The sequence below is a fragment of the Enterobacter cloacae complex sp. 2024EL-00711 genome (genome assembly GCF_047529885.1).
GTDB classification, from domain to species: Bacteria; Pseudomonadota; Gammaproteobacteria; order Enterobacterales; family Enterobacteriaceae; genus Enterobacter; species Enterobacter ludwigii.
This window is the reverse complement of sequence record NZ_JBLIZC010000005.1, coordinates 139,457-152,243: the sequence shown is the minus strand read 5'-3', so window position 1 is coordinate 152,243 and position 12,787 is coordinate 139,457. Positions and strand designations below refer to the sequence as shown.

The 12,787-nt window shown below is 54.8% G+C and carries 17 protein-coding genes; 4 read left to right on the top strand and 13 right to left on the bottom strand.

Annotated features, from left to right (window positions below; translation table 11 throughout):
- Positions 1-5: 5 nt before the first annotated feature.
- From ACMVME_RS15430 to mutY, 4 genes are all read right to left on the bottom strand, one after another.
- The gene (locus ACMVME_RS15430; RefSeq protein ID WP_020883685.1) at positions 6-1,262 is read right to left on the bottom strand and encodes a nucleoside permease; all 1,257 of its coding nucleotides are present in this window, start codon (positions 1,260-1,262) and stop codon (positions 6-8) included.
- Between the two features lie 244 nt (positions 1,263-1,506).
- A complete protein-coding gene (mltC, locus tag ACMVME_RS15425) occupies positions 1,507-2,583 on the bottom strand; it encodes a membrane-bound lytic murein transglycosylase MltC (protein ID WP_025203253.1) in 1,077 nt (358 codons plus the stop codon).
- 56 nt (positions 2,584-2,639) lie between these two features.
- Positions 2,640-2,912 carry an oxidative damage protection protein gene (locus tag ACMVME_RS15420; protein WP_032678953.1) on the bottom strand — a complete coding sequence of 91 codons (273 nt, stop codon included), beginning with the start codon at positions 2,910-2,912 and terminating at the stop codon, positions 2,640-2,642.
- A 26-nt stretch (positions 2,913-2,938) separates the two neighbouring features.
- Entirely contained in the window at positions 2,939-3,991 is a 1,053-nt protein-coding gene (mutY, locus tag ACMVME_RS15415) for an A/G-specific adenine glycosylase (protein ID WP_169809773.1), read from the bottom strand.
- A 144-nt stretch (positions 3,992-4,135) separates the two neighbouring features.
- On the opposite strand from mutY, the gene trmB reads away from it, so the two are divergent.
- From trmB to ACMVME_RS15400, 3 genes are read left to right on the top strand one after another with little or no spacing between them, the layout of a single operon-like run.
- Entirely contained in the window at positions 4,136-4,855 is a 720-nt protein-coding gene (gene trmB, locus ACMVME_RS15410; protein ID WP_020883687.1) for a tRNA (guanosine(46)-N7)-methyltransferase TrmB, read from the top strand.
- Positions 4,855-5,181, top strand: a complete 327-nt coding sequence (locus tag ACMVME_RS15405; protein ID WP_020883688.1) for a YggL family protein — start codon at positions 4,855-4,857, stop codon at positions 5,179-5,181. The genes trmB and ACMVME_RS15405 overlap by 1 nt, the downstream gene beginning before the upstream one ends.
- A gap of 56 nt (positions 5,182-5,237) precedes the next feature.
- Positions 5,238-5,954 carry a DUF2884 domain-containing protein gene (locus ACMVME_RS15400; protein ID WP_040018846.1) on the top strand — a complete coding sequence of 239 codons (717 nt, stop codon included), beginning with the start codon at positions 5,238-5,240 and terminating at the stop codon, positions 5,952-5,954.
- Between the two features lie 61 nt (positions 5,955-6,015).
- Here ACMVME_RS15400 and ACMVME_RS15395 read toward each other — a convergent pair whose 3' ends face one another.
- The 6 genes from ACMVME_RS15395 to ACMVME_RS15370 all read right to left on the bottom strand — a co-directional run bounded on the left by ACMVME_RS15395 (position 6,016) and on the right by ACMVME_RS15370 (position 9,756).
- Positions 6,016-6,378, bottom strand: a complete 363-nt coding sequence (locus ACMVME_RS15395) for an endonuclease domain-containing protein (RefSeq protein ID WP_068795007.1) — start codon at positions 6,376-6,378, stop codon at positions 6,016-6,018.
- A 63-nt stretch (positions 6,379-6,441) separates the two neighbouring features.
- Complete coding sequence (gene hemW / locus ACMVME_RS15390; protein WP_251858925.1) at positions 6,442-7,584, bottom strand: radical SAM family heme chaperone HemW; 1,143 nt, start codon at positions 7,582-7,584, stop codon at positions 6,442-6,444.
- Positions 7,577-8,170 carry an XTP/dITP diphosphatase gene (locus ACMVME_RS15385; RefSeq protein ID WP_014171572.1) on the bottom strand — a complete coding sequence of 198 codons (594 nt, stop codon included), beginning with the start codon at positions 8,168-8,170 and terminating at the stop codon, positions 7,577-7,579. The genes hemW and ACMVME_RS15385 overlap by 8 nt, the downstream gene beginning before the upstream one ends.
- Before the next feature lie 3 nt (positions 8,171-8,173).
- Positions 8,174-8,470, bottom strand: coding sequence for a DUF167 family protein YggU (gene yggU / locus ACMVME_RS15380; RefSeq protein WP_014885193.1), 297 nt, complete (start codon positions 8,468-8,470; stop codon positions 8,174-8,176).
- Complete coding sequence (locus ACMVME_RS15375) at positions 8,467-9,033, bottom strand: YggT family protein (protein WP_014171570.1); 567 nt, start codon at positions 9,031-9,033, stop codon at positions 8,467-8,469. Before ACMVME_RS15375 ends, yggU begins: the two co-directional genes overlap by 4 nt.
- 21 nt (positions 9,034-9,054) lie before the next feature.
- The gene (locus ACMVME_RS15370) at positions 9,055-9,756 is read right to left on the bottom strand and encodes a YggS family pyridoxal phosphate-dependent enzyme (RefSeq protein WP_014171569.1); all 702 of its coding nucleotides are present in this window, start codon (positions 9,754-9,756) and stop codon (positions 9,055-9,057) included.
- A 17-nt stretch (positions 9,757-9,773) separates the two neighbouring features.
- Between ACMVME_RS15370 and ACMVME_RS15365 the strand changes: the two genes are divergently transcribed.
- The gene (locus tag ACMVME_RS15365) at positions 9,774-10,799 is read left to right on the top strand and encodes a type IV pilus twitching motility protein PilT (protein WP_032678947.1); all 1,026 of its coding nucleotides are present in this window, start codon (positions 9,774-9,776) and stop codon (positions 10,797-10,799) included.
- Here the strand turns inward: ACMVME_RS15365 and ruvX are convergent.
- The 3 genes from ruvX to gshB all read right to left on the bottom strand — a co-directional run bounded on the left by ruvX (position 10,765) and on the right by gshB (position 12,775).
- Complete coding sequence (gene ruvX, locus ACMVME_RS15360; RefSeq protein ID WP_014171567.1) at positions 10,765-11,181, bottom strand: Holliday junction resolvase RuvX; 417 nt, start codon at positions 11,179-11,181, stop codon at positions 10,765-10,767. The genes ACMVME_RS15365 and ruvX overlap by 35 nt on opposite strands.
- Positions 11,181-11,741, bottom strand: coding sequence for a YqgE/AlgH family protein (locus ACMVME_RS15355; protein WP_020883695.1), 561 nt, complete (start codon positions 11,739-11,741; stop codon positions 11,181-11,183). Before ACMVME_RS15355 ends, ruvX begins: the two co-directional genes overlap by 1 nt.
- 86 nt (positions 11,742-11,827) lie before the next feature.
- Positions 11,828-12,775 (bottom strand): glutathione synthase, encoded by a 948-nt coding sequence (gene gshB, locus ACMVME_RS15350; protein ID WP_020883696.1) that lies wholly within the window; start codon positions 12,773-12,775, stop codon positions 11,828-11,830.
- Between the last annotated feature and the right edge of the window lie 12 nt (positions 12,776-12,787).

The window sequence follows — 12,787 nt, the reverse complement described above, 5'->3', positions numbered from 1 at the left end:
CATCATTAATGCGCGATAGGCTGCGCAGCGTGCGGTTCGCGTACGTGCTTGTACTTGAACAGTGCGATAAACGCGAAGAACAGTACCAACGAGTACGCGGCGAAGATAAGCCACACGGGCTGCCAGTTGGTGATGCCGTTAGTGGTGTACATCTCAACCACTTTACCGCTCACCACACCGCCCAGAATACAGCCGAAGCCGTTGGTCATCATCAGGAACATACCCTGAGCACTGGCGCGGATTTCAGGTTTCACCTCTTTTTCCACAAACACCGAACCAGAGATGTTGAAGAAGTCGAAGGCGCAGCCGTAAACAATCATCGACAGAACCAGCAGCACGGTACCGAACGGGCTTGGGTCGCCGTAGGCAAACAGACCGAAGCGCAACATCCATGCAGCGATACTGATCAGCATGACGTTCTTGATGCCGTAGCGGCTCAGGAAGAACGGGATGGTCAGGATGAACAGCGTCTCAGAGATCTGAGAGATGGACATCATCACTGACGCATGTTCAACGATAAAGCTGCCAGAGAACAGCGGGTTATTGTCGAAGCTGTGCAGGAAGGTGTTGCCGAACATGTTGGTGATCTGCAGTTCCGCACCCAGCAGCATGGAGAAGATAAAGAAGATCGCCATGCGTTTGTTTTTAAACAGCGCAAAGGCGTCCAGACCGAGCATGGTGCTCCAGCTTTGGTTTTTCTGCTGGTTAGACACCGGAATATGCGGCAGGGTCAGGGTGAACAGCGCCAGCACCACGGAGAGTGCCGCCCCGATGTAGAGCTGCATATGGCTCAGTTCGAAGCCTGCGAAGCTCACGCCCCACATTGCCATGATAAAGCCGATGGTGCCCCAGATACGGATTGGCGGGAAATCGGTGACGATTTCCATACCGGCAGATTTCAGGCGGTAGTAGGAGATGGTGTTGATCAGGCCAAGCGTTGGCATGTAGGCCAGCGAGTTAAACAGGATCACCATGAACATCGCCCCCGGCGTGGTGACCTGGGCTGCCATAAACAGCGTCCCCGCACCCACCAGATGGCAAAGCATGTACAGCCATTTCGCACTTAACCATTTATCCGCCACGATACCCAGCAGCGTTGGCATAAAGACAGCCGCAATACCGAGCGAGCTGTAGACGGCACCGATAGACGCACCATCGAACTTGAGCGTCACAAACATATAGGAGCCGAGTGTAGTCAGCCAGCTACCCCACAGGCAGAACTGCAGAAACGACAATATTTTAAGCTGCAGCTTAAGGTTCATGTTACTTTCCTCACAAGTGAGCGGGAGATATGTTGTTATAGGAACATTCAGGGTTGTTATTTGATGCAATTCTATCAGCAGGCGAGGTTATGTTTTGTTACCTCCCGCAAAAAAATGCAATCCACATTAATTTGCAGTTTGGATTGTGATGCAAATAACATTTTCGTATGGGTGGGAGCGGGGAGGGCGCGGTCTGATGTCCTCACCTGGCCCTCTCCCACAGGAAGAGGGCAGAGTAAAGGGTTTAGCGTCGACGGTAGTTTTTTTGCGCCGTGTTCACTTTATACAGATAACGACGGGATTCCGCAGACGGGTGTCGGGTGGTGAGCGTGGAATAGACATCTCCCGGCGCCATACTGTTGATGATATTCGCCGCCTGCACTTTGTCACTCGAGAAGACGCGCAGGACGCTGCCCGCTCCGCCGTTATACGCGGTGATCACCGCATAGCGACGTGATGTCGGGTTATCAATCCCGCCCAGGTAGACATTGTTGAGCATCGCCAGGTAGGCGGTACCGGTATCAATGTTGCTTTGCGGATCGAACAGATAACTGCGGCTCGGCGTACCGGATTTACCCTGAGCGCGGAAGACGTCTTTACCTGCGCTGTGCTGCACGACCTGCATCAGTCCCAGCGCGTCGGAACGGCTTACCGCGTACGGGTTAAACGACGATTCGGTCTGCATGATCGCCAGGATAAGCGACTCATCCACGCCGTACTTACGCGAGGCCTGACGTACCATGCCAATGTACTTATGCGCACGTTTGTCGAGGTGGTTCGGCACGAGGTTGATGGTGACGCTGTAGATGATCTTCAGGCCGTTAGAGCGGCTTTTCAGGCGTGTCTGCAGCAGATAATCGGCAAATTTTGTGGCACGCCCTTCCCAGCGAATGGCCTGTCCGGTCTGATCGACAACCTGGCCGTACAGGAACGGTTCTTTGGAGATGGTGATGTCATCGGCGTCGGAGTAGAGATCGATTGAGCCTGGATCATCACCCATCAGTAAGGTTTTCACGATCGCCTGACGTAACCGTGCGGCAGGTTCGGTGCCTGCGATGGTTTCAACCGTGATAGTCCCCTCATCAAAGTTGATGTGGCTACGGGTCTGATAGGCGTCGGTGTACTTAACGTAGTCCTTAGGTCCGGCAATAAGAACTTCGTTAAATCCCCATATATTTTCGATGTTATGGGCAAACTGCCCCATCAAAATGTCAAAACCGTTGGTGTCCTTTATCCAGGCTTCGTTGTAATCATCGCCTTTTTTGGAAGAACAAGAGACAAGCAACGGCGCAACAAGGGCTAGCGCTAAAAATTTTTTCATCATTCCGGGAGTGCGTGTTGTGTTTGCTTGTACGGCGGAGTTGCCCCCGCACGCTGTTATTGTTCCGGCGGCGTATAGCCTTCGATGTGGACGTCTTTGCCTTCGAACAGGAAGTTCACCATCTCCTGTTCAAGCAGTTTGCGGTGCTCCGGGTTCATCATGCTGAGTTTCTTCTCGTTGATCAGCATGGTCTGTTTTTTCTGCCACTGTCCCCAGGCTTCTTTGGAAATTTCGTTATAGATGCGCTTACCCAGTTCGCCCGGATAAAGCTGGAAATCCTGGCCTTCAGCGTCACGCTGCAGGAAAGTACAAAAAATAGTTCTGGCCATACTCATTCCTCTGTTGGTGGCTGATGCTAAACCATTGCACCGGCACGTAATTGCTGTAACAGGCGCTCCACGGGAGCCGCCAGCCCGACTGATGGCGGTTGCGCTAAGTTATACCAGAGAGCCGTTCCTTCATCCATGCAGGCAGTGATTGAGGACACGGGAAGCCACATCGGTACAATATCCAGATGGAAATGGCTAAAGGTATGACGAAACGCGGTCAGCTGCGTCAGGTTATCGGCAGCGATGCCGCGCTGTTTAAGCCATTCCCGTAACAATTCTTCATCTTCAAACTGTGGGAAGCAGTATAGACCACCCCACAGGCCGCTCGGCGGCCGCTGCGCCAGAAAGACGCCATCGCCATGCTGCATCAACAGCATGTAGCCGGTGCGCTCTGGCAGCGTCTGCTTTGGCTTTTTGCCCGGATACTGCGCCCATGCGTGGTTCGCATAAGCCACGCAGAGATTATTGACCGGGCAAAGTTCGCATTTCGGTTTTGATCGCGTGCAGACCATGGCCCCCAGGTCCATCATCGCCTGGTTAAAGCGCTCCACGCCTTTTGCCGGGGTAACCGCTTCGCTGATCTCCCACAGCCGTTTTTCGACCTCTTTTTTTCCCGGCCAGCCGTCAACGGCATAGCATCGTGCGAGGACGCGCTTCACGTTGCCGTCGAGGATCGGGAAATGCTTGCCTAAAGACAGGGAGAGGATCGCGCCTGCGGTTGAACGTCCGACGCCGGGCAAATCGGCCACTTCATCGAAGGTTTCCGGAAATGTGCCGTGGTGTCGGGTCGCCACCTGCTGCGCGGCTTTATGCAAATTGCGCGCACGGGCGTAGTAACCGAGACCGGTCCACAAATGCAGCACCTCGTCTAAGGGCGCATTGGCCAGGTCGGTCACCGTTGGGAAACGTGCCATAAAGCGCTCGAAGTAAGGAATCACCGTGGCGACCTGCGTTTGTTGCAACATCACTTCGGAGAGCCATACTTTGTAAGGCGTTTTTTCAATTTGCCAGGGCAGGGTTTTACGCCCGTATTTGTCGTACCAGTCCAGCACCTGGGCTGAAAATTGAGAGGCTTGCATGGTCATCGATTCGCATAATCAGGGACGCCGATTGCAGCACAGCGTCAATCTGCTGTAAACCGGATCTTTCCCATGCTTGCATAGAAGCCTTAACTTTGGATAATGCCCGTTTCCCGAACATTCTCACAAGCAGACAACTCTTTTATGAAAAACGACGTCATTTCACCGGAATTTGATGAAAACGGTCGCCCGCTGCGCCGTATTCGCAGCTTTGTCCGCCGTCAGGGTCGCCTGACCAAAGGGCAGCAACATGCGCTGGACAACTACTGGCCGGTGATGGGCGTTGAGTTCAGCGAGCAGCCTCTGGACTTTACCGAGCTGTTTGGCCGCGACGCGCCGGTAACACTGGAGATTGGCTTCGGTATGGGGTCTTCACTGGTTACCATGGCCCACGCGCGCCCGGAGCAAAATTTCCTCGGTATTGAGGTGCACTCGCCAGGCGTAGGCGCATGTCTGGCAACGGCTCATGAAGAGGGCGTTGAGAACCTGCGCGTTATGTGTCACGACGCGGTTGAAGTGCTGCACAAAATGATTCCTGACAATTCTTTGACCATGGTTCAGCTCTTTTTCCCTGACCCGTGGCACAAAGCACGGCATAATAAACGCCGTATCGTTCAGGCGCCGTTTGCTGAGCTGGTAAAAAGTAAGCTGAAACTGGGCGGTGTCTTCCATATGGCGACCGACTGGGAACCTTATGCGGAACATATGCTGGAAGTCATGTCGTCTCTGGACGGGTATAAAAACCAGTCTGCAAGCAACGACTATGTACCGCGTCCGGATTCACGTCCGGTGACAAAATTTGAACAGCGTGGCCATCGTCTTGGTCACGGCGTATGGGACTTAATGTTCGAGAGGGTGAAATAATGGCAAAGAATCGTAGCCGTCGTCTGCGTAAAAAAATGCACATCGAAGAATTCCAGGAAGTGGGCTTCTCCGTTGCGTGGCGTTTCCCGGAAGGCACCAGCGTAGACCAGATCGATCAGGACGTAGATGCGTTCATTAATGAAGTGATCGAGCCAAACAAGCTGGCCTTTGATGGTAGCGGTTACCTGGCATGGGAGGGTCTGATCTGCACCCAGGAAGTCGGTAAATGCACCGAAGAACATCAGGCGCTTGTGCGCAAATGGCTTGAAGACCACAAACTGGAAGATGTCCGCGTCAGCGAACTTTTTGATGTTTGGTGGGACTAATTAAGCAGTAAGGGGCCAGCATTAGCTGGCCCATTTTGTCTGAGGGAGTGTTTAAGATGCGCAAAACGTTGCTGGCTGTTGCCTTAATGGCAACCGGATTCACCGCTCATGCGGAGTATAAATGTAGCGTCACCCCGCGTGATGACGTGGTGTTAAGCCCGCAAACCGTGCAGGTCAAAGGCGAGAACGGTCATCTGGTGATTACGCCGGACGGGAACGTCACATTTAACGGTAAACAGTACAACCTGACCCCCGCTCAGCGTGAGCAGGCGAAAGACTACCAGGCCGATTTGCGTACCGCGCTGCCGTGGATTGATGAAGGTGCCCTGACGCGCGTAGAGAAGAGCCGCGTCGCGCTGGATAAGATCATCACCAAAGAGGTGGGAGAGAGCAGTAACATGCGCACCCGCCTGACGAAGCTCGACAAACAGCTGAAAGAGCAGATGAACCGCATTATTGAGCATCGCGCCGACGGCCTGACGTTCCATTACAAGGCAATCGATCAGGTTCGTGCCGACGGTCAGCAGCTGGTGAACCAGGCAATGGGTGGCATCCTGCAGGACAGCATTAACGAGATGGGGGCTAAAGCGGTGCTGAAAGGCGGCGGTAACCCACTGCAGGGCGTGCTCGGTAGCCTGGGTGGGCTGCAGACCTCGATTCAGAACGAGTGGAAGAACCAGGAAGACGATTTCCAGCAGTTCGGCAAAGACGTCTGTAAGCGCGTGGTGTCGCTGGAAGATAGCCGCAAGGCGCTGGTGGGAACGCTGAAGTAATTTCCCCTCACCCTAACCCTCTCCCCAAAGGGGCGAGGGGATGGTTTGCGCCCTCTCCCTTTCAGAGAGAGGGCCGGGGTGAGGGTTGCAGCATTTGCAGTGTTTCAAGGATCTTTTCTAACACCGCCTCTTCGTTATTCCAGAGTTCGTTGTTCCAAAATCGAATGACATACCAGCCTTTCTCGTTAAGCCAGCACGTTCTTTGACGATCGTATTCCTGCTTTTCATCATGTTGCCTGCCATCCAGTTCAATAGCCAGATGAGCCGCACAGCAGGCGAAATCCAGAATGTAGTGATCTACAGGATGTGGTCGACGAAATTTATAATTTTCGAAGCGGCGGCTGCGCAGTAGATACCAAAGCCGTCTTTCTTCTTTTGTCAGCTCCCGTCTGAGCTGTTTTGCATAAGTACGAGTAATATCCATCCCCACACTCTGCCAGCCTTTTCCTCAGCCGGCAGAATGGGGTGCAAAATCCTGAATCAGCCTTCAGGAATCTTCTGCGAGGAACAACTCAAGCAGGGAGTTTAAAAACAGTTTGCCGTGCTCGGTGATCTGCCAGTAATCCTCACACTCGGTGAGATATCCCTGCGCCAGCGCCTCGTCAATCTGCGGACGAATCGTGGCTTCCGGCAATCCGGTATAACGCGCAAACTCCGCACGTGGTGCGGGTTCCAGCAAGCGGAAGCGGTTCATAAAGAACTCAAACGGTTTATCCGCCGCCTCAACATCATGCTGACGTTCAAGGTAGCGGCCTTCCATGTAACCACGCGGATGACGTGTTTTGGCGGTACGCAGGATGCGCCCGTCAGGGAAGGTCACTTTACCGTGTGCGCCACAGCCAATCCCCAGATAATCACCAAAGCGCCAGTAGTTCAGGTTGTGCTGACACTGGTAACCCGGCTTCGCGTATGCGGAGGTTTCGTATTGCTGATAACCTGCCGCGGTCAAAAGCTGATGACCTTGCTCAAAGATATCCCACAGGGCGTCATCATCCGGCAGCACCGGCGGACGGGAACCAAACAGCGTGTTTGGCTCAATAGTCAGCTGATACCAGGAGAGATGCGGTGGGTTAAGCGCGATCGCCTGACGCAGATCGTCCAGCGCTTCCTCCAGCGACTGGTCCGGCAGGCCGTGCATCAAATCCAGGTTAAAGCTGCGCAGGCCTAAGCCAGTGGCCAGGTTTGCCGCGCGCTTTGCCTCTTCCGGGCCGTGAATGCGTCCCAGACGTTTCAGCTTCGGCTCGCTAAAGCTCTGTACACCGATCGAGATGCGGTTCACGCCTGCACGTTGATAATCGACAAAACGGTCGGCTTCAACGGTGCCGGGGTTGGCTTCCATTGTTATTTCAGCATCCGTGGCCAGGTTCAGGCGCGCACGCACGCCGTCCAGCAGCGTTTGCATCGCCGGGCCAGAAAGCAGGCTCGGCGTACCGCCACCAATGAAAATGGTCTTAACTTCACGTCCCTGTGCGTAAGGTACATCGGCATCCAGGTCGGCCAGCAGATGCGCAACGTAGTCATCATGCGGCACTTCACCTTTTAGCGCGTGCGAGTTGAAATCGCAGTACGGGCATTTCTGCACGCACCACGGGATGTGAATATAAAGACTCAGAGGTGGCAAATTAGCCATTACGCAGTGCTTCCAGTAACAGTTTCAGGGCGCGTCCACGGTGGGAAATCGCGCTTTTCTCTTCGCGGGACAGTTCCGCAGCGGTTTTGCCCTCAGACGGGACAAAGAAAATCGGGTCGTAGCCAAAGCCACCACTGCCTGCCGCTTCACGGGTAATCACCCCCGGCCAGCTGCCGTGGCAGACGACTGGTGTAGGGTCTTCGGCATGACGCAGATAGACCAGTACGCAGTGGAACTGAGCCTGGCGTTTATCATCTGGCACGTCTTTCAACGCGACAAGCAGCTTTTCCAGATTCTGCTGGTCGGTGGCATCGACGCCTGAATAGCGTGCGGAGTAGATACCCGGCGCACCGCCAAGGGCATCTACCGCCAGACCGGAGTCGTCGGCAATCGCGGGCAAACCGGTAATTTGTGCGGCATGGCGCGCTTTCAGGATCGCGTTTTCGATAAACGTCAGCCCTGTCTCTTCGGCGGAATCCACACCCAGTTCGGTCTGTGCAACGACATCCAGTCCAAAATCATTTAATAGCGAGGCCAGCTCGCGCACTTTACCGGCGTTACCGGTAGCGAGAACAACTTTCTGCATGGTTTAATCCTGCTCTGTCAGCGCCGCGACTTCCGTCGGGATAGATTGCGGGTTGAGAATTTTTACCTGTTTATGCCGCCCAAGTTCACCTTTCTCGATGATCACCTGGCTTTTGGCGACACGAAACTGTTTTGCCAGATATTTGGTCAGATGCGCATTCGCCTGGCCATCAACCGGTGGGGCAGTGATGGCGACTTTTAGCTCGTCGCCATGCAGTCCAACAATACTGTCACGGCTGGCTTTAGGCTGAATATACAGCCGTAAAACCAGCCCGTCAGCGCAAGTGCTCACTGCACTCATAGCGCCATCCACAGCCCCGGCAGCAGCATATCGCCCGTGGACTGTAACAGCTCAGCGATCCCCATATTCACGACGTACAGCAGCAGAACCAGGATCATCGGAGAGAAATCGATGCCGCCCATAGACGGAAGCAGGTTACGGATTGGACGCAGCAGCGGCTCAGCCAGCTGAATTAACGCGTACTCCACCGGACTACGGCCCTGGCTTACCCAGCTCATGATCGCCATGACCAGCAGCACCCAGAAGATCAGCAGACCGACGGTTTTTATCAGGATCAGAACGGCGGCAATCCAGATTATCGGCTGGAAGGTGATAACCATAAACAGCACAATCGCTTTGATAACGCTCAGAATAAACGCGACCAGCAGAGAAGCACTGTCAATGGGGCCCATCGCCGGAATGACGCGACGCAGCGGTCCTACGATAGGTTGCGTGATTTTCACGACAAACTGCGAGAACGGATTGTAAAAATCACAGCGGGCCCACTGCATCCAGACGCGCAGTAACAGCGCCATCGTATACAGCTCAATGACCGTTGAAAGCAGGAAAGTCAACGTCTTCATGGCGTTCCTCAGGTTTCCTTATTATTGGGTGTAATCGCGCGCACCGAAAATTGCCGTGCCGATGCGCACCATAGTGCTGCCTGCCGCGATGGCGGCTTCCATATCATCCGACATGCCCAGAGAAAGCGTGTCTACCGTTTCATAGCGCGCTTTAAGCGCCTCAAATGCTACAGCCATTTGCTGTGCCACGGCAAACTGCCTTTCATAACTTGACTCCGGTGCCGGGATGGCCATTAACCCGCGCAGGGTTAAGCGCGGCAGTGCCGCGACGTCTGCTGCCAGCGCATCCAGTTCTTCCAGCGCAATACCGGACTTGCTGTTTTCGTCACTGATGTTGACCTGAATCAGCACATTCAGCGGCGGTAACGCTTCAGGGCGCTGGTCGTTCAGGCGCGAAGCAATACGCAAACGGTCAATGGTATGGCACCAGTCGAAATGTTCAGCGACCAGACGGCTTTTGTTCGACTGCAAGGGGCCAATAAAGTGCCATTGCAGATCCGTCTTCCCCTGTTCCTGGAAGAAGCGAATTTTATCCACGCCCTCCTGCACGTAGTTTTCACCAAACGCATGCTGACCCGCCTCAATCGCATCTGCGATGGCGCTCGCAGGCTTGGTTTTACTCACTGCAAGTAACGTAATTTCTTCTGAAGCACGGCCGCAACGTGTTGCTGCAGCTGAGATTTTGTCCCGGACCTGTGCCAGGTTGTGCGCAATGTCGTTCATTTTCCGAGGAGTATTGTATGGATGTGGAAGAAATTGTGGCCCTTAGTGTAAAGCATAATGTCTCCGATCTACACCTGTGCAGTGATTCACCACCGCGCTGGCGCAGATCAGGTCGTCTTGAACCCGCACCGTTTCCGCCGCCCGAAGTCGATACGCTATTAAAAGCGTGGCTCAACGATGAACAGCAGGGAACGTGGTGGGCGAACGGGCAGGTGGATTTTGCCGTCACCCTGGCGGGCAACCAGCGCCTGCGCGGAAGCGCGTTTAAACAGACAAGCGGCGTCTCAATGACGCTGCGGCTGTTGCCCGGGGTCTGCCCGCAACTCTCCGCGTTGGGGGTGCCCCGGGTTGTTCCTGAGCTGTTATCCAGTGACAACGGGTTGATCCTGGTCACCGGGGCAACCGGCAGCGGTAAGTCCACTACGCTGGCAGCGATGGTGGATTTTCTTAATCACCATACTGACGGGCATATTCTGACGCTCGAAGACCCGGTGGAGTTTCTGTACCAGAGCGAACGGTGCCTGATCCAGCAGCGCGAGATTGGCCAACACAGCCCGTCATTTGCCGACGCGCTGCGCGGGGCGTTACGCCAGGATCCTGATGTCATACTGCTGGGTGAGCTGCGCGACAGTGAAACAATCCGCCTCGCGCTGACGGCGGCGGAAACCGGACATCTGGTGCTCGCGACACTGCATACCCGCGGGGCAGCGCAGGCGATTGAGCGGCTGGTCGATACGTTTCCGGCGCAGGAGAAAGATCCGGTGCGCAATCAGCTGGCCGGCAGCCTGCGGGCGGTGCTGGCGCAAAAGCTCCTCCCTGATGCGCAGGGCGGGCGCGTGGCGCTTTATGAGCTGCTGGTGAATACTCCGGCGGCGGCGAATCTCATTCGCGAAGGAAAAACGTGGCAATTGCCCGGTATTATTCAAACCGGCCAGCAGGCGGGGATGCAGAACTTTGACCAGAGCCTGGCTGAAAGACGGGCGCAGGGGCAACTCCAGGCCCCGGCGCTCAATAACCCTGTTCGAAATAGCTTTCGAGAATGATGACAGCAGAAGCGGAGTCAACGCTGCCTTTGTTGAGAGCCCTGAAGCCGCCGTGTTCAAAAAGACCTGCACGTGCTTCAACGGTGCTCAGACGCTCGTCGTGGAGCTTCACGGAGACGCCAAAGCGGCCATGGATTTTATTGGCGAACTTACGCGCTCGGGCGGTAAGCGGTTGTTCAGTGCCATCCATGTTCAGCGGTAATCCAACGATGACGTCATCCGGCTGCCACTCTTTTAGCAGGCGCTCGATAAGGTTCCAGTCCGGTGTGCCGTCACTGGCCTTCAGGGCCGTGAGCGGGCGTGCGGTACCCGTGATTCGCTGACCCACGGCGACGCCTATGCTTTTGGTGCCAAAATCGAAGGCCAGAAGTGTTCCGCTCATCAGGCATGCCCCGCTACGCCAGGCATAGTCAGGATATCAATGCCGATCAGTTTCGCGGCGTCACGCCAGCGATCGGCAATAGGGGTTTTAAACAGAATGTTCATGTCCGCAGGCGCGGTCAGCCAGGCGTTATCGAGGATCTCTTGCTCAAGCTGGCCTTTCTCCCAGGAGGAGTAGCCCAGGGCCACCAGCACTTCCGACGGCTGCTCAGCGGTACCCAGCGTTTCGAGCACGTCGCGAGAGGTTGTAATGACGGTGTTGTCAGAGATGCGAATACTGGAAGAGAAGACCGGCGGCGTATGCAGGATAAAACCGCGATCCTCTGCGAGTGGCCCGCCCAGCATCACCGGTTTATCAAGCCTGATTTCTGGCAGACGCTCTTCAGCCGAAATTTTCAGCTTGTCCAGAATCCCTTCAACCTGCAGGTTTTCCAGCGGTTTGTTGATGATAATGCCCATCGCGCCGTCTTCATTGTATTCACAAATATAAACCACGGCGCGGCGAAAAATCGGATCCTGGAGAGCAGGCATGGCAATAAGAAAGTGATGCTGTAAATTCATTGTCAGAGGTACTGTTTCCTGGTTTAAAAAGCGACAGCCCCAGTATGCGGACAAACCGGGGTGCTGTCACTAATAGTATTGAAAGGTTATTTCTGTAAACGTTTCTCGATGGCGTCCATCAGCATGCCGGTGATCGAAATCGGGAATTCCGCTTCGATTTCACGAATACAGGTTGGGCTGGTCACGTTCACTTCGGTCAGGCGATCACCGATGATATCCAGGCCGACAAAAATCAGGCCCTTGGCTTTCAGTGTCGGGCCAACGCGGCGGGCAATTTCCCAGTCGCTTTCACTTAACGGGCGCGGCTCACCGCGGCCACCGGCCGCCAGGTTACCGCGGGTTTCGCCGCCCTGCGGGATACGCGCGAGGCAATACGGCACCGGTTCACCATCCACCACCAGAACGCGTTTATCGCCATCTTTAATGGCCGGGAGGTAGTTTTGTGCCATGCAGTAACGCGTGCCCAGCTCGGTCAGCGTTTCGGCAATCACCCCAATATTCGGGTCGCTCTCCTTCACGCGGAAAATAGATGCGCCACCCATGCCGTCCAGCGGTTTCATGATGATGTCGCCGTGTTTCTGCCAGAACGCTTTCAGCTGTGCCTTGTTGCGGGTCACCAGCGTTTCAGGCGTCAGGTCAGAGAACCATGCAGTGTAGAGCTTCTCGTTACAGTCGCGCAGGCTCTGCGGTTTGTTGACGATCAGCGTTCCTTTCTCTTCCGCGCGCTCAAGGATATAGGTGCAGTAGATGTATTCGGTGTCGAACGGAGGATCTTTACGCATCAGAATGACATTGAGGTCGGCAAGGGCAATATCCTGCTCGGTGCCGAATTCATACCATTTGTCGTAATTCTGCTCGACGTTAACGATGCGGGTGCGTGCGCGGGCTTCACCGTTGATCAGGTAAAGATCGTTCATCTCCATGTAGTGGAGTTCATAGCCGCGACGCTGCGCTTCCAGCAGCATCGCGAAGCTGGAATCTTTCTTGATGTTAATGTTTGCGATGGGATCCATCACGATGCCGAGCTTGATCATTTTCATCTCCGT

What these genes read in the sequence shown, in the direction of transcription:
- ACMVME_RS15430 (WP_020883685.1), bottom strand. Translation starts at nt 1,262, where the DNA reads ATGAACCTTAAGCTGCAGCTTAAAATATTGTCGTTTCTGCAGTTCTGC.
- mltC (WP_025203253.1), bottom strand. Translation starts at nt 2,583, where the DNA reads ATGAAAAAATTTTTAGCGCTAGCCCTTGTTGCGCCGTTGCTTGTCTCT.
- ACMVME_RS15420 (WP_032678953.1), bottom strand. Translation starts at nt 2,912, where the DNA reads ATGGCCAGAACTATTTTTTGTACTTTCCTGCAGCGTGACGCTGAAGGC.
- mutY (WP_169809773.1), bottom strand. Translation starts at nt 3,991, where the DNA reads ATGCAAGCCTCTCAATTTTCAGCCCAGGTGCTGGACTGGTACGACAAA.
- trmB (WP_020883687.1), top strand. Translation starts at nt 4,136, where the DNA reads ATGAAAAACGACGTCATTTCACCGGAATTTGATGAAAACGGTCGCCCG.
- ACMVME_RS15405 (WP_020883688.1), top strand. Translation starts at nt 4,855, where the DNA reads ATGGCAAAGAATCGTAGCCGTCGTCTGCGTAAAAAAATGCACATCGAA.
- ACMVME_RS15400 (WP_040018846.1), top strand. Translation starts at nt 5,238, where the DNA reads ATGCGCAAAACGTTGCTGGCTGTTGCCTTAATGGCAACCGGATTCACC.
- ACMVME_RS15395 (WP_068795007.1), bottom strand. Translation starts at nt 6,378, where the DNA reads ATGGATATTACTCGTACTTATGCAAAACAGCTCAGACGGGAGCTGACA.
- hemW (WP_251858925.1), bottom strand. Translation starts at nt 7,584, where the DNA reads ATGGCTAATTTGCCACCTCTGAGTCTTTATATTCACATCCCGTGGTGC.
- ACMVME_RS15385 (WP_014171572.1), bottom strand. Translation starts at nt 8,170, where the DNA reads ATGCAGAAAGTTGTTCTCGCTACCGGTAACGCCGGTAAAGTGCGCGAG.
- yggU (WP_014885193.1), bottom strand. Translation starts at nt 8,470, where the DNA reads ATGAGTGCAGTGAGCACTTGCGCTGACGGGCTGGTTTTACGGCTGTAT.
- ACMVME_RS15375 (WP_014171570.1), bottom strand. Translation starts at nt 9,033, where the DNA reads ATGAAGACGTTGACTTTCCTGCTTTCAACGGTCATTGAGCTGTATACG.
- ACMVME_RS15370 (WP_014171569.1), bottom strand. Translation starts at nt 9,756, where the DNA reads ATGAACGACATTGCGCACAACCTGGCACAGGTCCGGGACAAAATCTCA.
- ACMVME_RS15365 (WP_032678947.1), top strand. Translation starts at nt 9,774, where the DNA reads ATGGATGTGGAAGAAATTGTGGCCCTTAGTGTAAAGCATAATGTCTCC.
- ruvX (WP_014171567.1), bottom strand. Translation starts at nt 11,181, where the DNA reads ATGAGCGGAACACTTCTGGCCTTCGATTTTGGCACCAAAAGCATAGGC.
- ACMVME_RS15355 (WP_020883695.1), bottom strand. Translation starts at nt 11,741, where the DNA reads ATGAATTTACAGCATCACTTTCTTATTGCCATGCCTGCTCTCCAGGAT.
- gshB (WP_020883696.1), bottom strand. Translation starts at nt 12,775, where the DNA reads ATGATCAAGCTCGGCATCGTGATGGATCCCATCGCAAACATTAACATC.